Below are 19627 nucleotides of genomic sequence, written 5' to 3'. Positions count from 1 at the left end.
CACCACCATCCGGAACGGGGAAACCCCACCCGTTCCGAGCGCCCCCACTATCCCGCCGCACCCGGGCGATGAATGTAGCGCACGTGGCTGTGGACATGTGTTCACGTATCGCGCGATGTTCGCCTTCGCCGGGCCGCATGCGGGGCATCGGCCACCATCAGGGACATGTCGGGCTCGGGCAGCCAGCTTCCGGGGGGCTTTTCGAGCCAGCCGTGCGCCGCCGAGGCTTCGTTGGCGACCCGCCTCAGGGCGTCCACTCCGGGATGCGCGAGCCCCTTGCGCCACACCAGCGACACCGGCGCGAGCGGTACGGGTCCGGTCAGCGGGCGTACGACCATGCCTGGCACGTCCATGAACTCGGTGCTGGCAAGCACCGACCAGCCCTGCTTGCGCACCACCCGGACGAACTCCTCCTCCCCCGCGATCTCCGGGAACGGCGCGGCCATCTCGATGCCGCGCCCCGCGAAGAGCCGCTCCGCCAGGTCGGTCCACTCGGCGGTGGCCGGATTCCCCGCCGCCGCGTACAGCGTCTCTCCGGCCAGCGCGTCCAACGGCACCTCGGCCAGGCCCGCGAGCCGGTGCCCCTCGTCGAGCAGCACGGCCATCCGCTCGTAGCGCACCGGCTGGTGGCCGAGGCCCGCGAGCACCGCCGGGTCGAGCCCGGCCACCCGGCCGAAGGAGACGTCGAGCCGCCCGGCCAGGATCTCGGCCGCCGCCCCGGTGAGCCCGCTGATGAACCGGGCCACGAACTCGACGCCGGGAGCCTGTTCGCGGGCCTCGGCGAGCACCCGCGCCCCGGTGCCGACGGGCGCCGAGATGTCCACGAGCAGCGGCCGCGCGGAGCCGCCGCCCGCCCACGCGGTACGCAGTTCGTCGTGGGCGGCGAGCACCTTGCGGGCGTACGGCAGCAGCCGCATTCCGTCCGCCGTGAGCGCGACGGCCCGGGTGGTGCGCACGAAGAGCTCGGCGCCCAACTCCCGTTCCAGGCGCCGGACATCACGGCTCAGCGCCTGTTGGGCGACGAACAGCCTGGCGGCGGCACGGGTGAAGTGCAGTTCGTCGGCAACGGCGGCGAACGAGCGGAGGAGGCGCGGGTCAACGTCGTGGGGCACGGCGGTCAAGTCAACAACAACACAGGCGTTGACAACAAGAGTGCGTGAATGGGCCCTGATCAGGTGTTGGACCCCACGACCCGGCCCGCACAAAGATCGAGTCATGCCGCAAACGCCCCCGCTCGCCCGCCGCCCGAACCCGTACATACGCCTCTTCCGCACCCCCGGCGCCCGCGCCTTCACGCTCGGCAACCTCGTCGCCCGGCTCCCCATGGGCATGTTCAGCGTCAGCGCCGTGATCATGATCGCGGGCGCGCGCGGCTCGTACGCCCTCGCGGGCGCCGTCACCGCCACCGGTCTCGCGGCGACCGCCCTCGTCGCCCCGTGGACGGCCCGGCTCGTCGACCGGCACGGCCAGGCCAGAATTGCCGTACCGGCGACGGCAGTTGCGGTCTGCGGCTCGCTGGCCCTGCTCCTGTGCGTGCACTTCGGCGCCCCCGACTGGACCCTGTTCGCCGCGTACGCCGCGACCGCCACCACCCCCAACACCGGCGGCATGTCCCGCGCCCGCTGGGCCCACCTGCACCGCGGCGACCCAGCCGCTCTGCACGCCGCCAACTCCTTCGAGCAGGCCGCCGACGAGCTCTGCTTCATGCTCGGCCCGGTCGCCGCGGCCTCCCTCTGCTCAGCCCTGTTCCCCGAGGCCGGCACGCTCGTCGGCGCGGTCCTGCTGATGACGGGCGTCCTGCTCTTCGCCGCCCAGCGCACGACCGAGCCGCCCGCAGCACCTCGCGCGCCCGCCGCCAAGTCCCCGTTGAAGGCACGGGGGTTCGCCCCGCTGCTCGCGGTCTTCCTCGCCACCGGCGCGGTATTCGGCTCCCTGGAAGTCGTCACCATCGCCTACACCGACGGGCTCGGCCACAGCTCGGCGGCGGGCGGGGTGCTCGCGCTCCAGGCGGCCGGATCGTGCGCCGCGGGGCTCCTGTACGGGGCGGTCCGCCCGGCCCGCAGCGTGCCCCGGCGGCTCGTCGGCTGTGTCGGGGCCATGACCGTACTGATGTGCCTGCCGCTGCTCGCGGCACGGACCAGCGGCTCACTGCTCGCGCTGGCGGCGGCTCTGCTGTGCGCGGGCGCCGCCACCGCGCCCACCATGGTCACCGGTATGACCCTGGTCCAGCGCCTCACTCCCGAGGGCCAGTTGAACGAGGGCATGGCCCTCGCTGTCACCGCGATCCTGGGCGGCATCGCGGCGGGCTCGGCCATCGGCGGCCAGGTCATCGACCAAGCGGGCGCGGAGATGGGCTACTTGATCCCGGTCTGCGCGGCGGCCGTCGCCCTGGTGGTGAGCGCGGCCGGATCCGGGCGGTACGCTGCACCGCCCCGCCGCTAAGCGGGACGTCCCCCTCCGCTTGAGCATGACCACGCATCAGGAAGGCCCATCCCCATGGCCGTGAAGAAGTCGACCATCCAGCAGCAGGTCGCCGAGGCGATCGCGCAGGCCAATCCGCAGGACCGCCCGATCGTCATGATCCAGGCGGTGGCGGGCCCCAGCGTCTGGCTGATGAGCATGCTCGGCCTCATAGGCCAGTGCTTCCTGTCGTACTACTTCATCACCGTGACCCAGCAGGCCATGCTGCTGCACCGAGCCAGCCGCTGGAACAACCGCCCGCAGGAGATCGTCACCGCGATCCCGCCGGCCGAGGCGATGCGGATGATCAGTGACGTACGGCGGAACACGCTGTGGAGCTCGTTCCGCTGCCAGCTGCCGGGGCAGCCGAAGCCGACCCGTATGAACGTCCACCGCCTGTGGCGCAACGAGATGGACCAGCTCCTCGGCATGCTGACCGGCCAGCCGGTCGCCTGACCCGGCCCCGGGCACGACAAAGGCCCCACTGCCGGAACAGCGGGGCCTTCGCCTACATGGGAATTGTGGAGATGGCGGGAATCGAACCCGCGTCCAACGGTGCAAAAACAGGGCTTCTCCGTGTGCAGTTCGCTGCGATTTTCTCGGCCCCGGCAATCACGCGAACAAGTCGCCGACGGGCCCAGCCACTGTTTGATTTCCTTCCAGACCCCGTGACCGGGTCTAGAAGTTTAGTTCCCTAGCTGATGCCAGGATCCGGGTCGGGAACAGCCCCGGGCTGACACTTCGCAAGTCGCTACTTAGGCAGCGAGGGCGAAGGAATCGCGCTTGGTGTTGGCGATTATTGTTTGCGACATATGGTTTACGAGATCATTGCCGCTTCCTCGACACGCTTCCCCTGCTTCGACATCCGCTGTCGAAACCGATCATCCCCATGTGGTGTTTTCAAAACGCGCACCCGCTGTGAGGTGCACGACCCATCGTACGTGACCGACGCCCGAGGGTGCCAGCCTATTTCGCGCGGGCCGCTGCCTGCCTAGCGCAGGCTCGCCCGCTCCTTGCGCTTGACCGCCGAGATGGCCCGGTCCGTCTCGCGCCGGTCCTGCTTCTCGCGCAGCGTCTGCCGCTTGTCGTACTCCTTCTTGCCCTTGGCCAGCGCGATCTCGATCTTGGCCCGGCCGTCCTTGAAGTACAGGGCGAGGGGCACGATCGTGTGGCCCGACTCCCCCGACTTCGACTCCAGCTTGTCGATCTCGACCCGGTGAAGCAGCAGCTTCCGCTTCCGCCGCGCGCTGTGGTTGGTCCAGGTTCCCTGCGCGTACTCCGGCACGTGCACGTTGTGCAGCCAGGCCTCGCCGCCGTCGATCTGGACGAAGCCGTCGACCAGCGAGGCGCGGCCCTGGCGCAGCGACTTCACCTCGGTACCGGTGAGCACGAGACCGCACTCGTAGGTGTCGATGATGAGGTAGTCGTGCCGTGCCTTCTTGTTCTGCGCGACCAGCTTGCGCTTGCTGTCCTTCTCTTTGTCCTTGCCCGTGTTCTTAGCCATAGTGCGGCCATTTTCGCACCCCGGCGCAACAGGTTTAAGACGTGCCGCCCAGACCGCTCAGGACGGTCTTCGCGTGTTCGAGGGGGTGGTCGGTGACGGGAAGGTCGGGGGTGATGCCCTTGCCGTCGAGGCCGCGGCCCGAGGGGGTGCGGTAGTGGCCGACGGTCAGCTCGGCGACCGAGCCGCCCGCGAGGCCGGTGGGCATCTGGACCGACCCCTTGCCGAAGGTGCGCGAGCCGACGGTGACCGCGCGGCCGCGGTCCTGGAGCGCGCCGGTGAGGAGTTCCGCCGCGCTCATGGTGCCGCCGTCGATCAGCACGACCAGGGGTCTCGCGCCGTCCCCGCCGTCGGCCGCGTACAGCGCCTGCTGCTTGCCGTGCACGTCGTACGTGGCCACCAGGCCGCCGTCGAGGAAGGCCGAGGCGGCGGTGACGGCCTCGCCGACCAGGCCGCCGCTGTTGCCGCGCAGGTCCAGCAGGAGCCCGGCGTCCTCGGGGGCCTGGCGCACGGCGGCGCGCACCCGCTCGCCGGAGCCCTTGGTGAAGGCCGCGACCTTGATCATCACGACCTCGGCGGAGAGCTCTTCGACGGCCACGTCCTCGGTGTCGAGGACCGCCCGGTCGAGCGTCTGCTGCCAGCTGCGGGAGCCGCGCTGGAGGCCGACGACGACCTTGCTGCCGGCCGCGTCGCCCCTGAGGCGGGAGACGGCCTCGGTGACGGGCCGGCCGTCGGCGGACCAGTGGTCGATGCTGCGCAGGAAGTCGCCGGCCTCGATGCCGGCGCGGGCGGCGGGGGCGCCGGACTGGACCCGGGTCACCTGGGTGCGGCCGTCGGCAGTGCGGGCGACCCAGAGGCCGACGCCGGTGTAGCGGCCGTCGAGGGCGTCCGTGTACTGCTCGTACTCGTCCTTGTCGTACACCGCGCCCCAGTGGTCCCCGCTGCGGCCCACGGCCTCCTCGGCGGCGCGGGTGGCGGACTTGCCGTCGGCCTGCGCCTCGGCGGCCGCGCGCGTCACGTCCTCGGCGGTGCGGTCGCCGCCGCGGGCGGTGTGCCCCTTGCGCGGGTCGAGAGCGGCCGCCGCGGTCCCGGCCGCCAACGAGGCGGGCTTCTGCTCTGCGCGCGGAAGGCAGTTGGTGGCTGCCGCCGTCACCAGGACGCTCGCGAAGACCAATGCCAGAGCCGCCCCGCGGCGCACGCCGCGGGGCCTGGGACAGAACTCCGGGCCCGACATGGCGCCGAGTCTAGGACACACGTCGGGCGCCGTAGGGGGTGTTGCTCCTACGGCGCCCGGGGCGCGTGTCACATGCGCGGTCAGACCTTGAGGTACTTGCGCAGGGCGAAGAAGGCCGCGAGCGCGGGCATCAGGACGCTTGCCGCGAGCACGAGCGGCAGCTTGGCCAACACCGCGTCCCAGCCGATGAAGTTGATGAGGTTCAGCTTGTGCGCCAGGTCGAGCCCGTGGTCGATCATGAAGTAGCGGCCGACGACCAGGAAGCCCGCGGCGGCCACGCCGCCCATCAGCCCGGCGAAGGCGGCCTCCATGATGAACGGCGCCTGGATGTAGAAGCTGGAGGCGCCCACCAGGCGCATGATCCCGGTTTCGCGGCGCCTGCTGAAGGCCGAGACGCGCACGGTGTTCACGATCAGCATCAGCGCGACGATCAGCATCACGCACATGACGAGGATCGCCGCCATGTTCATGCCGTTGAGCAGCCCGAACAGGTTCTCCAGGATGCCCTTCTGGTCCTGGACGGACTGGACGCCGTCGCGGCCCGCGAAGGCGGTGGCGACCACGGCGAACTTCTCCGGGTCCTTGAGCTTCACCCGGAACGACTCCTGCATCTGGTCCGGCGTGATCGAACCGGCCATCGGGGAGCTGCCGAACTGCTCCTTGTAGTGCTTGAACGCCTCGTCGGCAGACTCGTACGACACCGTCTGGACGACGTCCAGTTTCTTGAGGTCGGCCTCGATGTCCTTCTTCTGCTGGGCGGTCACCGCACCCTTGGCGCACTTGGCGACGCTCTCGGCGTCCGCCTTGTTGCAGAGGAAGATCGAGACGTTGACCTTGTCGTACCAGTAGCCCTTCATGTTGTTGACCTGGTCCCGCATCAGCAGCGAGCCGCCGAACAGGGCCAGCGAGAGGGCGACGGAGACGACGACCGCGATCGTCATGGTCAGGTTGCGGCGGAGACCGACCCCGATCTCCGAGAGAACGAACTGAGCGCGCATGGCGACGATTTCAGCCTTTCAGTGCTCGACGAGTGCTCTACGGCGCTCAGTGCTGGTAGCCGTAGACGCCGCGCGCCTGGTCTCGTACGAGACGGCCGGACTCCAGCTCGATGACGCGCTTGCGCATCTGGTCGACGATGTTCTGGTCGTGGGTCGCCATGACGACGGTGGTGCCGGTCCGGTTGATCCGGTCGAGCAGCTTCATGATGCCGACGGAGGTCTGCGGGTCGAGGTTGCCGGTCGGCTCGTCCGCGATGAGCAGCATGGGCCGGTTGACGAAGGCGCGGGCGATGGCCACGCGCTGCTGCTCACCACCGGAGAGCTCACCGGGCCTGCGGTCCTCCTTGCCGCCGAGCCCGACGAGGTCGAGCACCTGCGGCACGGCCTTGCGGATCTCGCCGCGCGGCTTTCCGATGACCTCCTGGGCGAACGCGACGTTCTCGGCGACGGTCTTGTTGGGGAGCAGCCGGAAGTCCTGGAAGACGGTGCCCAGTTGGCGCCGCATGTGCGGCACCTTCCAGTTGGAGAGCCGGGCCAGGTCCTTGCCGAGTACGTGCACCTGCCCATGGCTGGCGCGCTCTTCCCGCAGGATCAGTCTCAGAAAGGTCGACTTCCCGGAACCGGACGAGCCGACAAGGAAGACGAACTCCCCCTTCTCGATGTCGAGGGAGACTTCCCGCAGGGCTGGTCGGTTCTGCTTGGGATAGGTCTTGGAGACATTGTCGAATCGGATCACGGGTGCACCACGGGTCGGCCGGGAGTATAGGTGTGCGTGACCTTACGCGAACGGGACGAGCCCGCGCAGGCCACGTCCGGGGATGCACCTTATGTCCCTTGGGTTACGGGGCTGGGACCGGGATGAATCAGGCGGGGCGCGCCGAAACGCGCGGGAGCTGGCACAGTGGTAGGGGGAACGGTTGCGTTTCCCTGAGCGTTGAGCGGAGAGATAGCGGGTTGACAGCTGTATGCGCCGGCTCCGCCGCGCGGGAGGAGGAGAGCGCATGACCTATGACCGATTGGTGTGCGCCAACTGCGCGGCGCCCGTGAGCGAGGGCCGCTGCCGTGTCTGCCGGGCGAACCGGGAGCGCCTGCAGCAGGAGAGCCAGTGGGGAGCCCTGAGCCCAGCGGCGCTGCTGACTCTCCTGATCGTCCTGATAGGGGCCTTCGCCCTGCTGGCCCACCAGACCGTCTGATCCGTCGGTCCGTACGCGAAGAGGGCCCCGGGTGCAGAACGCACCCGGGGCCCTCTTGTGTGTCAGCTACTGCTTACGCAACGTTACGGCCGCCCGCGAGGCGCGGCATGAAGCGGAAGCCGATGCCGCCCGCGATCATGGTCGCGGCGCCGATCAGCAGGAAGGTGGTCCCGCCCGAACCGGTGGCGGCGAGCTCCTCCTTCTGCTTGCCCTGCTCGACCGGCTGGGACCCGACGGTGTCGGGGTTGGTGCCGGTGTTGCCGGTGGAGCCCGTGGCGCCGGTGGAACCGGTCGAACCCGTGGAACCGGTGCTGCCGGTGGAACCCGTCGAACCGGTGGAGCCGGTCGAACCGGTGCTGCCCGTGGAGCCGGTGCTGCCCGTGGAGCCGGTGCTGCCCGTGGAACCGGTCGAACCCGTCGAGCCGGTGGAGCCCGTGCTGCCGGTCGAACCCGTCGAACCGGTCGAGCCCGTGGAACCGGTGCTGCCCGTGGAGCCCGTCGAACCGGTGGAGCCGGTCGAACCGGTGCTGCCCGAGGTACCGGAGGTGCCGGAGGTCGTGGAACCGGTGGAGCCCGAGGTGCCCGAAGTACCGGACGTGGTGGACCCCGTGGTGCCGGAGGTGCCCGAGGTCGTCGAGCCCGTGGTGCCCGAAGTGCCGGACGTGGTCGAGCCCGTGGTGCCCTCGGAGGTGGTCGAACCGGTCGTACCCGAAGAGGTGGTCGAGCCGGTGCTGCCCGAGGTACCGGAGGTGCCGGAGGTCGTGGAACCGGTGGTGCCCTCGGAGGTGGTCGAACCGGTCGTACCCGAAGAGGTGGTCGAACCGGTCGTCTGGCCGCCCGTGGTGTCACACAGCGGCGTGCCCGGGATGCAGGGCTCGTCGAAGGTGGTCTTGGCCTTGCTGTCGTTGGAGTCGAAGCCGACGGCCTGGGCCGCCCCCGCGGCGGTCAGGGACGCGCCGGCGGCAATCACCGCACCGGCTGCTATCCGCGCGACGCGGACCCGCGTGTTCTTGGTCATCTGCCTGCTACCCCCAGTAGCTGTCTCGTCGTGGAGCAGCGCCCGGGGCGGCAACGCCGGGGGAGCGATTGGGCCCCTCCCCTGTCACACACGCCCCAGAAATACGCATGCCGCGCGTTAGCTTTGCCAGTTTTAAAGATGACGTCAAGGTCGTTGCGCACGCAATGCCCGAAATCGCCCTACTTGCCGGGCGTACGGGAATACGACTGTGACAGAAGGCCGGAACTGAAGCCTTCCGCAGGGGAGTTCGGATGTCGACAAAGCGGCGAGTCGCTCAATTCCCGCTTGCGCCAGCGAATTCGGCCGCGGGACATGTTCTCGCCCCGCCCCGATACGGAACCGCCACCTCGGGTACACCCAACCACCACAACAGAAAACGCCGGGTCCCCTTTTCGGGACCCGGCGTCTTGGTGCGCTCAAAGGCAGGCGCGCAACAGACTTACTTCTCCTGCTGCTTGCGCCAGCGGATGCCCGCTTCGAGGAAGCCGTCGATCTCGCCGTCGAGGACCGCCTGCGGGTTGCCGACCTCGAACTCGGTGCGGAGGTCCTTGACCATCTGGTACGGGTGCAGCACGTACGAACGCATCTGGTTGCCCCAGGAGTTGCCGCCGTCGCCCTTCAGCGAGTCCATCAGCGCCTGCTCCTCCTGGCGGCGGCGCTCCAGGAGCTTGGCCTGCAGGACGTTCATGGCGCTCGCCTTGTTCTGGATCTGCGAGCGCTCGTTCTGGCAGGAGACGACGATGCCGGTCGGGACGTGCGTGATGCGGACCGCGGAGTCCGTGGTGTTGACGCCCTGGCCGCCCGGGCCCGATGCGCGGTACACGTCGATGCGCAGCTCGGACTCGTCGATCTCCACGTGGTCGGACTGCTCGACGACCGGCAGCACCTCGACGCCGGCGAAGGACGTCTGGCGGCGGCCCTGGTTGTCGAAGGGCGAGATGCGGACCAGGCGGTGCGTGCCCTGCTCCACGGAGAGCGTGCCGTAGGCGTAGGGCGCGCTGACGACGAAGGTGGTCGACTTGATGCCGGCCTCTTCCGCGTACGAGGTCTCGTACACCTCGGTCTTGTAGCCGTGGCGCTCGGCCCAGCGCAGGTACATGCGCTGGAGGCGCTCGGCGAAGTCGGAGGCGTCGACGCCGCCGGCCTCGGCGCGGATGTTGACCAGCGCCTCGCGGGAGTCGTACTCGCCGGACAGGAGGGTACGGACCTCCATCTCGTCCAGCGCCTTGCGCACGGACTCCAGCTCGGCCTCGGCCTCGGCGCGGGTGTCCGGGTCGTCCATCTCCTCGGCGAGCTCGAAGAGCACCCCGAGGTCGTCGATCCGGCCGCGCAGGGCCTCGGTCTTGCGCAGCTCCGCCTGGAGGTGCGAAAGCTTGCTGGTGATCTTCTGCGCCGCCTCCGGGTCGTCCCAGAGGGACGGGGCGGCCGCCTGCTCTTCGAGCGCAGCAATATCTGCCCTCATCGTGTCGAGGTCCAGGACGGCCTCGATCGACCCCATGGTCGAGGAGAGGGACTTCAGCTCTTCGGATACATCGACGACTGCCACGGGTCCAGCGTAACGGCTGCGCGCTCCGGCGTTCCCCGGGCGGCTTGATCATCCCTGTTCTGGGAGGTGTCCGGTGGGCCGTGACCGACCCGCCGGACACCCCCTAGGGCACGACGGGCGCCGAGTTCTTGGTGTCCTGGGGCGGCGGCTGCTTGCCGGAGTCGTCGCTCAGGGCCAGCCAGCCGCCGACGCCGACCGCCGCGGCGAGGGCGACCGCGGCCGTCGTCAGGACCAGGCGGCGCTTGCGGACCTGGTCGGCGCGGTGGCGGGCCGAGCCGGGCCGCGGGGCGCCCGAGGAGCGGGGCGCGCGGGCGGTGCCGAGCGGGCCGCCGGCCAGCTCGTCGGGGCCGGGGACGCGCATGCTGGTGTGGGTGTCGCGGTTGGCGGAGTCGTGCTGCGCCCCGGGCACCAGCGGGACCGCGCCGCGGCGCGGGGTGGTGGGGACGGTCGGGTACGGGTCCTCGTACGCCTCCTCGTCCTCGGTGCCTTCGGCGTCCGGCTCGTCCACGTCGAGCGGGGGCATGCCCGCGACCAGGGGGAGCAGTTCGCGCAGCCGGACCGAGAGCTCGGAGGCGCGCAGACGGGATGCCGGGGCCTTGGCCAGGCACTGGACGATCAGCTGCCACAGCTCGTCGGGGATGCCCGGGAGCGGGACGACCGTCTCGGTCACATGGCGGCGCAGCACGGCGCCGGGGTGGCCGCCGCCGAACGGGGTGAAGCCCGCGAGCAGCTCGTACAGGACCGTCGCGAGCGCGTAGATGTCGACGGCGGCGCGCGGCGGCAGGCCCTCGACGATCTCGGGTGCCAGGTAGTCCGGGGTGCCGATGATCCTGGTCGCCTTGGTGCGGCGGGGGGTGTCGATCAGCTTGGCGACGCCGAAGTCGGTGAGGAGGGCGGGGTGGGCGCCGCCGGGGCCGAGCGGGCCCTGCATGTCCAGGAGGATGTTCTCGGGCTTCACGTCCCGGTGCACCACGCCGGCCGCGTGGGCGGCGGCGAGACCGTCGGCGACGTCGGCCGCGATGGCCACGGCCGCCTCGGGGGCGAGGCGGCGCTCGCGGTCCAGGCGGGTGCGCACATCGGTGCCCCGGATCAGGTCCATGACCAGAGCGAGGTCGTTGCCGTCCACCACCAGGTCGCGCACGCCCACCACATTGGGGTGGTCGAGGCCGAGCAGGGCGGTGCGCTCCTGCACGAAGCGGCCGACCAGCTCCTGATCGGCGGCGAGGTCTTCGCGCAGCAGCTTGATGGCGACGGGGCCCTCGGGCCCTTCGCCGAGCCACACCGTGCCGGCGCTGCCGCGGCCCAGGATCTGGTGGGCGGTGTACCGGCTGCCGATATTCCGTGCCAAGACTGCTCCCTCAGCGGCTGGCTGTGCACGCTGAGGCTACGCGGCCGGGACGCCAACCTTCACTTCTGGCGCCGAAATCACCCTCTGGAAGTCGACAAATCCACGAAGTCGCGTCCCGGACCGGCGGGGCAGAGCCCTTTGCCCGCTACTTTCCGGCGTCGCCGATGCTCTTGATCCAGCCGGATACCGTCGAAATCCCGTCACCGATGGCCTGCCAGTAGCTCTTGCCCTGGGCGACCCAGTCCTGGAGCGGGGTGAGCTCCCAGATCAGCCAGCCCGCGACGAAGAGCAGCAGGAACGTGAACAGGCAGCCCTTGAGACAGCCCAGACCCGGAATCCGCATCCGGTTCGGGCTGCGGCGGCGCGGCTCGCGGGGCTCCCTCGGCTCACGGGCGGGGGCCTGAGGCTGCTGCGGCTGCTGCGGCGGGGGCTGCGGAGGCGCGTACTGCTGGCGCGCAGGGTAGCGCGCGGCGCCAGCCGCTCCGGTGGAGCCGGTGCCTGCACCGGGGTACTGCTGCTGCGGTTGCTGCTGGTAGGGCTGCGGGGGCGGGGCGTACTGCTGACGCTGCGGCGGGCGGCCCTGCGGCGGGCCCTGCGGGGCGTAGCCCTGCGGAGGCTGCTGGCCGTAGCCCTGCGGGGGCTGCTGCTGGCGGTGCGGGCGGCGGCGCAGCGGGTCCTGCTCGGGGGGCAGGTAGCCGACCTGGGTCTGCTCGTTGCGGTCGCGCGCGGCCTGGAGCTGGGACTGCCAGGGGTGCGGCTCCTGCGGCTGCGGCTGGCCCTGCGGCACCGGCGGCAGGACGGCGGTCGGGTCGGCGTGCTGGGCCTGGCCCGTCTGCGGCAGCACCGAGGTGGGCGCGGCCGGGTCGTACGAGGCCGCGTTGCTCGGCAGGACCTGGGTCGGGTCGGCCGCGCCCGGGGCCTCCGGGACCGGGGCCGGCGCCGGATCGGGCGCGAGCAGCGCACCCACCCCGTCGGCCGCCTCGACCTGGGCCGAGGTGGAGTGGACGCCGATGCCGGAGGCGACGACGCGCAGCCCGCGCGCCAGGTTCTCGGCGCTGGGGCGGCGGTCCGGGTCCTTGCTGAGGCAGCGCTCGATGACCGTCCACAGCGGCGCGGGGACGGTGGTGGGCCGGCGCGGCTCCTCGCTGAGGTGGCGGTGCAGGACTTCGAGCGCGGTGCCGCCCGCGAACGGCGGACGGCCTGTGACCAGCTCGTACAGCAGGATTCCGGCGCCGTAGATGTCCACGGCCGAGGTCTGCGGGCGGCCCTCGGCGGACTCCGGCGCGACATAGGCGGGCGTACCCACGAACTCGTGCGTACGGGTCAGACCCGGGGAGTCGGCCAGGCGCGCGATGCCGAAGTCGGTGAGCATCGGGTGCATAGCGCCGTCGCGCTCGTCCAGGAGGACGTTGGCGGGCTTCAGGTCGCGGTGCACGACGCCGTCGGCGTGGCTCGCGGCGAGCGCGTCCGCGATCTGCGCGGTGAGCAGGGACGCGGCGACCGGGGTGAGCGGGCCGTTCTCGCGGATGTAGCGGTGCAGGTCCGGCCCGTCGATCAGGTCCATGACCAGGGCGAGCAGATCGCCCTCGACGACCAGGTCGCGGGTGCGCACGATGTTGTCGTGGCGCAGCCGCAGGAGCACGGAGCGTTCGCGCAGGAAGCGCATCACCACGTCCGCGTCGTTGGCGAGCTCCTCCTTGAGGACCTTGATCGCCACGGTCTCGCCCGGCTGGCCCGCCACGGACGCCTCGGAGCCCGCGGTCTCCCTCTGGCGGGCTCGCCAGACGGTGCCCGTGGCGCCGCGTCCGAGCGGCTCCTCGAGCAGGTACTTGCTGCCTACCGGCCGCACGTCATGCGCTCCCTGCTGCTCGCGTCCATTGCTGTGTGGGTTTCCGGCCCACTCTAGTGCCGCCCCCGACCGGGCCGACGGGTCGTGCGGTCGGTGCCACCAGGTTGTTCACCGTCTTCTCATGGTTCTCAGTCAAGACGCGGTCTTCGCACGGAAGGTTGCCGAACGGCCGTGCCCGGCACCTCTTCGGAATGCCCCACTCGGTCGCAACCAGCCACTTTTCCGTCCACATTTGTGTCCGGAGCCGACCAATCAAGATCAATTAAAGGTGGGCGACGGGCGTGTTGTCAGTGGCAGGTGCGAGGATGCCCTCAGCACGAATTGTGTGCCGGGTGGGGGGAATCACAGGGCTGCTCCCCCCTTCTTGGCACCCCCGCGCAGAAGGGACCGCCGAGGCGATGCAGATCCGGCTGACCGTCCTCGCGCCGCGCAGCGGCCACGCTGCGGCGCGCGCCTGCGACGTGCTCGTCACCGCCCCGGCGGGGACGGCACTCGCGGCCGTCGCGTCCGGCCTGGCCTCGGCCGCCTCCGGCGCGGAGGTCTCGGGCGCTTCCGTGGTGCTGTACGCGGGCCGCGAGCGGCTCGACGCCCAGCGCCGCATCCTGGGTGAGCCACCCCTGGTGGACGGCGCGGTGCTCTCGCTCGCCTCCCCCGCCGAGGGCGAGCCGGCCCACGACGGCCCGGCCCCGGCCCGCCTCCACGTCGTGGCGGGGCCCGACGCGGGCGGCGTCCACCTGCTGCACGGCGGCCGCATCGCCATCGGCCGCTCCACGGAGTCGGACGTCGCGCTGGACGATCCGGACGTGTCGCGCCAGCACTGCGAGGTGACGGTCGGCGAGGACGGCCGGGTGAGCGTCGCCGACCTGAACTCCACGAACGGCACCCGCCTCGACGGCCGCGAGATCGGCGCCCAGCCGGTCCGGCTCGCCCCCGGCGCGCTGCTGCGGATCGGCGAGTCCGCCCTGCGGCTCTCCCCCGGCGGCCCCGAGGCGGAGCCGTCCCTCGCCACCACGCCGGACGGCGATGGACACCTTCGGGTGATTCCTCGCCCGGCGGCCGCCCAACAGGCCGATTCCGTACCGCAGTTGGGCCCTCCGTCGGGCGACACGGCCTACGCCTTCGGCACGTCCCCGTCCCCTCTCGGTACGTCCGGCGGGCACGAAGGGGCGTACGGCGGCGGGTTCGACGCGCTGGGGGCGCCGTCCGGGTACGGGCACGACGGGCGGGACGACCACCGGGAGGCGGCGCCGCCGAGCAGGCGGCAGGGCACGCCGATGCGCGGCACCCGGATCCCCGAAGGCCTGCCCGGTCCTGACGAGACCGAGCACGCCCGCGCGGATTCGGCCGACGGCGGCCGGCGGCGCGGCGGGATAGGGGCATGGGCCCGGCGGCTGGCCGGCGGGCGCGGCGAGGTGGCGCCCGAGCAGGCGCCCGCCGAGCCGCAGCGGCCCCCGGCCGAGCCCGCGCCCGAGAGCTGGCCCGACCCGGCCGCACTGCTCCTGACCGCGCTCGGCCCCGGCCCCCGGCTGTGGGAGCGCGAGCCCGGCCATCCGGAGGCGCTCGCCGTCCGGGTCGGCACCGCGGACCGGGGCGAGCTGGCGGCCGTGCCGGTCACGGTGGGGCTGCGCGAGGCGGGCTCGCTCGGGCTCGCGGGGCCACGCGAGCGGCTCACGGGGCTGGCCCGCTCGGCGATCGCCCAGCTGGCCGCGCTGCACGCGCCGACCACCCTGGAGATCGTCCTCATCAGTACGGACCGGTCGCGCCCCCTCCAGGCGCGCACCGCCGAGTGGGACTGGCTGGGCTGGCTCCCCCAGGTCCGCCCGGCGCACGGGCAGGACTGCCGGCTGCTCCTCGCCTACGACCGCGACCAGGCCACGGCACGCACGTCCGAGCTGGTCAGACGGCTCGACGCGGGCCCGCTCGGCCCGGGCTGGGCCTCGGCCGAGCGGAGCGCCGTGGCCGAGGCCGCCGCCCGCTACGAGGGTCCGTTCACGGTGGTCGTCGTGGACGGCGACCCGGGTTCGGCCCCGCTGCGCGAGACCACCGCACGCCTCGCAGCGGCGGGCGCCGCGGCCGGCATCCATCTGCTGTGCCTCGCCGACGCCCCGCCCGCATCGGCCGCGTCCCCCGTCGCGGCGACGTACGAGACGGCGTGCGCGGCCTCGCTCGCCTTCCGCGAATGCGGGGCGGTCGCGCTGCTCAGCGGGGATGTGGCCACCGCCCTGCGGCTGCTGCGCATCGCGGGCGGCCGGCCCGCCGGGCACGGCACGGTGGCCACGATGGACGCGGTCTCGCGCGCCTGGGCCGAGCGGTTCGCCCGCGCTCTCGCCCCGTTGCGCACCGGCGACGGCACGGCTGCCTCGGCCGGGCGCCTCGCCTCCTCGCTGCCCCAGTCCTCGCGCCTCCTTGACGAGTTGGGGCTCGCCCGGGCCACCCCGGCGTCCCTGATGGCCCGTTGGGAGTCGGCGCCGGACGGGGCGGTCGTGCTCGGCACCGGGCCGCGCGGCCCGGTCGGCGTGGACCTCGCGTCCGACGGCCCCCACCTGCTGGTCGAAGGGCCGCCCGGCAGCGGCCGCACCGAGCTGCTGCGGGCCGTCGCCGCCTCGCTCGCGGCGGGCGCCCGGCCCGACCGGCTCGCCCTGATCCTGGTCGACGGAGCGGGCGGCGAACGCGGCGAGGGGCTGCGCCCCTGTACCGAACTCCCGCATGTGTCAACCCACTTGATCGCCTCCGACCCCGTACGGATGCGGGAGTTCGCGCAGGCGCTCGGCGCCGAGCTGAAGCGCCGGGCCGAGGTGCTCGGCGGGCTCGGCTTCGCGGAGTGGCAGACGCAGCGCGAGGTCGCCGGACGGCTCGTCGGGCAGCGGCAGGCACCCGCCGCGGAGAGCCGGGGCGACCTCGATCCGCCGGGCAGCAGCACCCTGCGGCTGCGCCCGGTGGCCCGCAGTCGCACCGAGGAAGGGCCCGCACTGCCCCGCCTGGTCGTCCTGGTCGACGATCTGGACGCGCTGGTGGCGCCCGCGCTCGGCAGCCCCGGGCGGCCCGCCGCGGGTTCGGTCGTACGGGCCCTGGAGTCGGTGGCCCGCGAGGGGGAGCGGCTCGGGGTGCACCTCGTGGCGGCCTCGGCCCGGCCGGACCGCACGGCCGACACGGAGCTGGCGCGCGGCGCCCGGCACCGGGTCGTCCTCGACCCGCCGCCCGCATCGCCCTCGCCGGAGGAACCGTCCCCGGGAAGGGGCCGGCTGCATCAGGCGGACGGGGTGTCCGTGCCGTTCCAGGGCGGCCGGGTCACCGGGCGCATACCGCGCACCGCGACGCAGCGGCCCACCGTCGTGGTCCTGGAGTGGGAGCGGATGGGCGACCCGCCGGCCCGCCGGCCCGTCCGCGAGCTCGGCAACGGGCCCACCGACCTGGCCCTGTTGGCGAGCGCCCTCGACCGTGCGGCGTCCTTGGTCAACGCGCCCTCGGTGCCGCCGCTGCCGTGACAGCGGGCTGCCGCGCGCGGCCCCGATGGATCAACCCGGCTGCAAAGGGAGGCAGTTGGGGCATCCCGCAACACCCAACGTCACAAGCCCATCACGATCATCAACTGGACAGCGAAGGCGGTATTGCGGCGCCCCCGCACCCGGCGTAGGACTGTCGCACGGGACGAGAGCGGCGGCGCCTGCGTCACCGGGCGCGGCGGTTCGTACGCGCACGGGAGAGACGGGGCACGCATGCGCAGCACTCGTACAGGCCGCACCACCACACGCACCACGACGACAGGTCGCACCCTCATCACCGCCCTCGCCATCGGCAGCCTTGCGCTCGGCGCGGCCGCGTGCAGCAGCGACGACGGGAAGAAGAGCGGGCCGTCCGCCGGCGCCTCGACCTCCGCGTCCACGGGCGGCGGGCTCCAACTCCCCAAGCTCAACGGGGAGAAGATCGAGGTCGCCGCCGTGTGGACGGGGCCCGAACAGGCCAATTTCGTGACAGTGCTGAAGGAGTTCGAGGCGCGGACCGGGGCCACCGTCACCTTCGTGCCCGCCCAGGACCCCATCGTCAACTTCCTCGGTACGAAGATCGCCGGAGGCAGCCCGCCCGATGTGGCGATGCTCCCCCAGGTAGGCGCGATCCAGCAGGCCGTGGCGAAGAAGTGGGCCAAGCCCGCCGGGCCCGAGGCCAAGGCGCAGCTCGCCGCGAACTACTCGAAGGTGTGGCAGGACCTGGGTTCGGTCGACGGCACCCAGTACGGGGTCTACTTCAAGGCCGCCAACAAGTCCCTGGTCTGGTACAACACCAAGGTCTTCCAGAACGCGGGCGTCAAGGTCCCCGCGACGTGGAAGGACTTCCTCAGCACCGCCGACACCATCTCCGCCTCCGGCGTGACCCCGGTGTCCATCGGCGGCGCGGACGGCTGGACGCTCACCGACTGGTTCGAGAACGTCTATCTCTCCCAGGCCGGGCCCGAGAAGTACGACCAGCTGGCCAAGCACGCGATCAAGTGGACCGATCCGTCCGTGAAGGACGCGCTCACCACCCTCGCCCAGCTCTTCGGCAAGCCGAACCTCATCGCGGGCGGCACCGACGGGGCGCTCCAGACCGAGTTCCCGAACTCCGTCACACAGACCTTCACGGGTGGCGACCAGCCCAAGGCGGGCATGGTCTTCGAGGGCGACTTCGCCTCCGTCAACATCGCGCAGACCTCCGCGAAGATCGGCACCGACGCCAAGGCGTTCCCGTTCCCGGCCGTGGGCGACAAGGCCCCGGTCGTGACGGGCGGCGACGCGGCCGTGGCCCTGAAGGACACCAAGGGCGCCCAGGCGCTGCTGACCTGGCTCGCGTCCGTCGACGCCGCGCAGATCTGGGCGAAGGCCGGCGGCTTCGTCTCGCCGAACAAGTCCCTGGACTTCGCCGCGTACCCCAACGACGTACAGCGTGACATCGCCAAGTCGCTGATCGCGGCGGGTGACAACGTGCGCTTCGACATGTCGGACCAGGCTCCGCAGTCCTTCGGCGGCACCCCCGGCAAGGGCGAGTGGAAGGATCTCCAGGACTTCCTGAAGAACCCGTCCGACATCGCGGGCACCCAGTCCAAGCTGGAGGCCGACGCGGCCGCGGCGTTCAAGAGCTGATCCGGCGATGACGACCGCCACGGCGGGGGGCGCGCCGCCTCCCGCCACACCGCCCGCGCCCAGGACCGTCAAGAGCGTCACCGGTACCCGCAAGTGGATCGCGGCGGCCTTCCTGCTGCCCGCGCTCGTGCTGCTCGGTGCGCTCGTGGTCTACCCGATCGGATTCTCGATCTATCGATCGTTCTTCGATCAGTCCGGTCATTCGTTCGCCGGAATCGACAACTACAAGACGCTGTTCACCGACCACACCATCCGCACCGCGGTGAAGAACAACGCGGTCTGGGTCGTCTGCGCCCCTACGATCGCCACCGCCCTCGGCTTGATCTTCGCCGTACTGACCGAACGGGTGCGCTGGGGAACGGCGTTCAAGCTCATCGTGTTCATGCCGATGGCGATCTCGATGCTCGCCGCGGGCATCATCTTCCGGCTGGTGTACGAGCAGGACCCGGCGCGCGGGGTCGCCAACGCCGTGGTGGTGGGCGTGCACGACACGTTCGCCGAGTCGGCCGGCTATCCCAAGGCGCATCCGCTGCCCAGCGCGCCGCTGAAGGACGGGGGCGGCGGGACCTTCATCACCCGGGACGCGGTGCACGTCGGCCAGCCCGCCCTGCTGCCCCTCGTCGGGGTCGCCGCCGACAAGATGCCGACGTCGGCCGGGACCGCGAAGGCCGCCAAGACCGACCCGGGCAAGGTCACCGGCACGGTCTGGCTCGACTTCACCAAGGGCGGCGGCGGCCGTCCGGGCGTCATCGACGCCAAGGAGCTCGGCCTCAAGGGCATCAAGGTCGAGGCCGTCAAGGACGGCAAGGTCGTCGCCTCGGCAACCGCCGGCGCGGACGGTACGTTCACCCTGCCCGCCTCGGCCGACGGGTCCCAACTCCGGCTCCCCGAAAGCAACTTCCACGAGCCGTACAACGGCGTCGAATGGCTCGGCCCGACGCTGGTCACCCCGGCCATCATCGGCTCGTACATCTGGATGTGGGCCGGGTTCGCGATGGTGCTCATCGCGGCGGGGCTCGCCGGGCTGCCGCGCGAACTCCTGGAAGCGGCCCGCGTGGACGGCGCGAACGAGTGGCAGGTGTTCCGCCGGGTGACCGTGCCGCTGCTCGCGCCGGTGCTCGCGGTCGTCCTGGTCACGCTGATGATCAATGTCCTGAAGATCTTCGACCTGGTCTTCATCATCGCGCCCGGCTCCAGCCAGGCCGACGCGAACGTCCTGGCTCTCCAGCTCTACCGCTCCTCCTTCGGCACCGAGGCGGACCTGGGCATAGGCAGCGCGATCGCGGTCCTGCTGCTGCTCCTCGTGATCCCGGTGATGCTGTTCAACATCCGGCGCATGCGCAGGGAGGCCAAGCGATGACCACGG

General features: G+C 71.7%; 15 protein-coding genes and 1 other RNA gene. 6 read left to right on the top strand and 10 right to left on the bottom strand.

From position 1 onward, the window contains the following. Nucleotides 1-101: 101 nt before the first annotated feature. Nucleotides 102-1112, bottom strand: a complete 1011-nt coding sequence (locus ACSHXC_RS24025; RefSeq protein ID WP_438293587.1) for a LysR family transcriptional regulator — start codon at nucleotides 1110-1112, stop codon at nucleotides 102-104. A 103-nt stretch (nucleotides 1113-1215) separates the two neighbouring features. Here ACSHXC_RS24025 and ACSHXC_RS24020 point away from each other — a divergent pair, with 103 nt between their 5' ends. Further along, nucleotides 1216-2442, top strand: a complete 1227-nt coding sequence (locus tag ACSHXC_RS24020) for an MFS transporter (RefSeq protein WP_438293586.1) — start codon at nucleotides 1216-1218, stop codon at nucleotides 2440-2442. A 54-nt stretch (nucleotides 2443-2496) separates the two neighbouring features. Then, entirely contained in the window at nucleotides 2497-2916 is a 420-nt protein-coding gene (locus ACSHXC_RS24015; protein ID WP_438293585.1) for a hypothetical protein, read from the top strand. 63 nt (nucleotides 2917-2979) lie between these two features. On the opposite strand, the gene ssrA is transcribed toward ACSHXC_RS24015, so the two are convergent. From ssrA to ftsE, 5 genes are all read right to left on the bottom strand, one after another. Then, nucleotides 2980-3349: a transfer-messenger RNA gene (ssrA, locus tag ACSHXC_RS24010) on the bottom strand. 102 nt (nucleotides 3350-3451) lie between these two features. Beyond that, the gene (smpB, locus tag ACSHXC_RS24005; RefSeq protein WP_053727225.1) at nucleotides 3452-3964 is read right to left on the bottom strand and encodes an SsrA-binding protein SmpB; all 513 of its coding nucleotides are present in this window, start codon (nucleotides 3962-3964) and stop codon (nucleotides 3452-3454) included. Nucleotides 3965-3998: 34 nt separating this feature from the next. Beyond that, nucleotides 3999-5195 (bottom strand): S41 family peptidase, encoded by a 1197-nt coding sequence (locus tag ACSHXC_RS24000; RefSeq protein ID WP_438293584.1) that lies wholly within the window; start codon nucleotides 5193-5195, stop codon nucleotides 3999-4001. An 80-nt stretch (nucleotides 5196-5275) separates the two neighbouring features. Beyond that, nucleotides 5276-6193 carry a permease-like cell division protein FtsX gene (ftsX, locus tag ACSHXC_RS23995; protein WP_399492962.1) on the bottom strand — a complete coding sequence of 306 codons (918 nt, stop codon included), beginning with the start codon at nucleotides 6191-6193 and terminating at the stop codon, nucleotides 5276-5278. Between the two features lie 46 nt (nucleotides 6194-6239). Further along, entirely contained in the window at nucleotides 6240-6929 is a 690-nt protein-coding gene (ftsE, locus tag ACSHXC_RS23990; protein WP_114036589.1) for a cell division ATP-binding protein FtsE, read from the bottom strand. 265 nt (nucleotides 6930-7194) lie between these two features. On the opposite strand from ftsE, the gene ACSHXC_RS23985 reads away from it, so the two are divergent. Then, nucleotides 7195-7386 carry a hypothetical protein gene (locus ACSHXC_RS23985; RefSeq protein WP_438293583.1) on the top strand — a complete coding sequence of 64 codons (192 nt, stop codon included), beginning with the start codon at nucleotides 7195-7197 and terminating at the stop codon, nucleotides 7384-7386. 73 nt (nucleotides 7387-7459) lie between these two features. Here the strand turns inward: ACSHXC_RS23985 and ACSHXC_RS23980 are convergent, their stop codons facing one another. The 4 genes from ACSHXC_RS23980 to ACSHXC_RS23965 all read right to left on the bottom strand — a co-directional run bounded on the left by ACSHXC_RS23980 (nucleotide 7460) and on the right by ACSHXC_RS23965 (nucleotide 13147). After that, nucleotides 7460-8404: a hypothetical protein gene (locus tag ACSHXC_RS23980; protein WP_438293582.1), complete on the bottom strand. Its 945-nt coding sequence runs from the start codon at nucleotides 8402-8404 to the stop codon at nucleotides 7460-7462. Nucleotides 8405-8843: 439 nt separating this feature from the next. Beyond that, nucleotides 8844-9950 carry a peptide chain release factor 2 gene (gene prfB, locus ACSHXC_RS23975; RefSeq protein ID WP_438293581.1) on the bottom strand — a complete coding sequence of 369 codons (1107 nt, stop codon included), beginning with the start codon at nucleotides 9948-9950 and terminating at the stop codon, nucleotides 8844-8846. A gap of 103 nt (nucleotides 9951-10053) precedes the next feature. Next, nucleotides 10054-11298, bottom strand: coding sequence for a serine/threonine-protein kinase (locus tag ACSHXC_RS23970; RefSeq protein WP_438293580.1), 1245 nt, complete (start codon nucleotides 11296-11298; stop codon nucleotides 10054-10056). Between the two features lie 145 nt (nucleotides 11299-11443). Further along, on the bottom strand, nucleotides 11444-13147 hold the full coding sequence (locus ACSHXC_RS23965) for a serine/threonine-protein kinase (protein ID WP_438293579.1): 1704 nt from the start codon (nucleotides 13145-13147) through the stop codon (nucleotides 11444-11446). Between the two features lie 398 nt (nucleotides 13148-13545). Here ACSHXC_RS23965 and ACSHXC_RS23960 point away from each other — a divergent pair, with 398 nt between their 5' ends. From ACSHXC_RS23960 to ACSHXC_RS23950, 3 genes are all read left to right on the top strand, one after another. Then, entirely contained in the window at nucleotides 13546-16632 is a 3087-nt protein-coding gene (locus ACSHXC_RS23960; protein ID WP_438293578.1) for an FtsK/SpoIIIE domain-containing protein, read from the top strand. A gap of 231 nt (nucleotides 16633-16863) precedes the next feature. Then, nucleotides 16864-18261, top strand: a complete 1398-nt coding sequence (locus tag ACSHXC_RS23955; protein WP_438293577.1) for an ABC transporter substrate-binding protein — start codon at nucleotides 16864-16866, stop codon at nucleotides 18259-18261. Nucleotides 18262-18268: 7 nt separating this feature from the next. After that, entirely contained in the window at nucleotides 18269-19621 is a 1353-nt protein-coding gene (locus tag ACSHXC_RS23950) for a carbohydrate ABC transporter permease (RefSeq protein WP_438293576.1), read from the top strand. Nucleotides 19622-19627 lie beyond the last annotated feature (6 nt).

The sequence above is a fragment of the Streptomyces sp. HUAS TT7 genome (assembly GCF_051550175.1).
In the GTDB taxonomy this organism is placed as follows: domain Bacteria; phylum Actinomycetota; class Actinomycetes; order Streptomycetales; family Streptomycetaceae; genus Streptomyces.
Note: the sequence above shows the minus strand (reverse complement) of the source record. Positions and strands in the feature narration are given on the sequence as shown.

Bases quoted from the DNA above. Each gene is read 5' to 3' on its own strand.
- ACSHXC_RS24020 (WP_438293586.1), top strand. From the start codon at position 1,216: ATGCCGCAAACGCCCCCGCTCGCCCGCCGCCCGAACCCGTACATACGC.
- ACSHXC_RS24015 (WP_438293585.1), top strand. From the start codon at position 2,497: ATGGCCGTGAAGAAGTCGACCATCCAGCAGCAGGTCGCCGAGGCGATC.
- smpB (WP_053727225.1), bottom strand. From the start codon at position 3,964: ATGGCTAAGAACACGGGCAAGGACAAAGAGAAGGACAGCAAGCGCAAG.
- ACSHXC_RS24000 (WP_438293584.1), bottom strand. From the start codon at position 5,195: ATGTCGGGCCCGGAGTTCTGTCCCAGGCCCCGCGGCGTGCGCCGCGGG.
- ftsX (WP_399492962.1), bottom strand. From the start codon at position 6,193: ATGCGCGCTCAGTTCGTTCTCTCGGAGATCGGGGTCGGTCTCCGCCGC.
- ACSHXC_RS23985 (WP_438293583.1), top strand. From the start codon at position 7,195: ATGACCTATGACCGATTGGTGTGCGCCAACTGCGCGGCGCCCGTGAGC.
- ACSHXC_RS23980 (WP_438293582.1), bottom strand. From the start codon at position 8,404: ATGACCAAGAACACGCGGGTCCGCGTCGCGCGGATAGCAGCCGGTGCG.
- ACSHXC_RS23960 (WP_438293578.1), top strand. From the start codon at position 13,546: ATGCAGATCCGGCTGACCGTCCTCGCGCCGCGCAGCGGCCACGCTGCG.
- ACSHXC_RS23955 (WP_438293577.1), top strand. From the start codon at position 16,864: ATGCGCAGCACTCGTACAGGCCGCACCACCACACGCACCACGACGACA.
- ACSHXC_RS23950 (WP_438293576.1), top strand. From the start codon at position 18,269: ATGACGACCGCCACGGCGGGGGGCGCGCCGCCTCCCGCCACACCGCCC.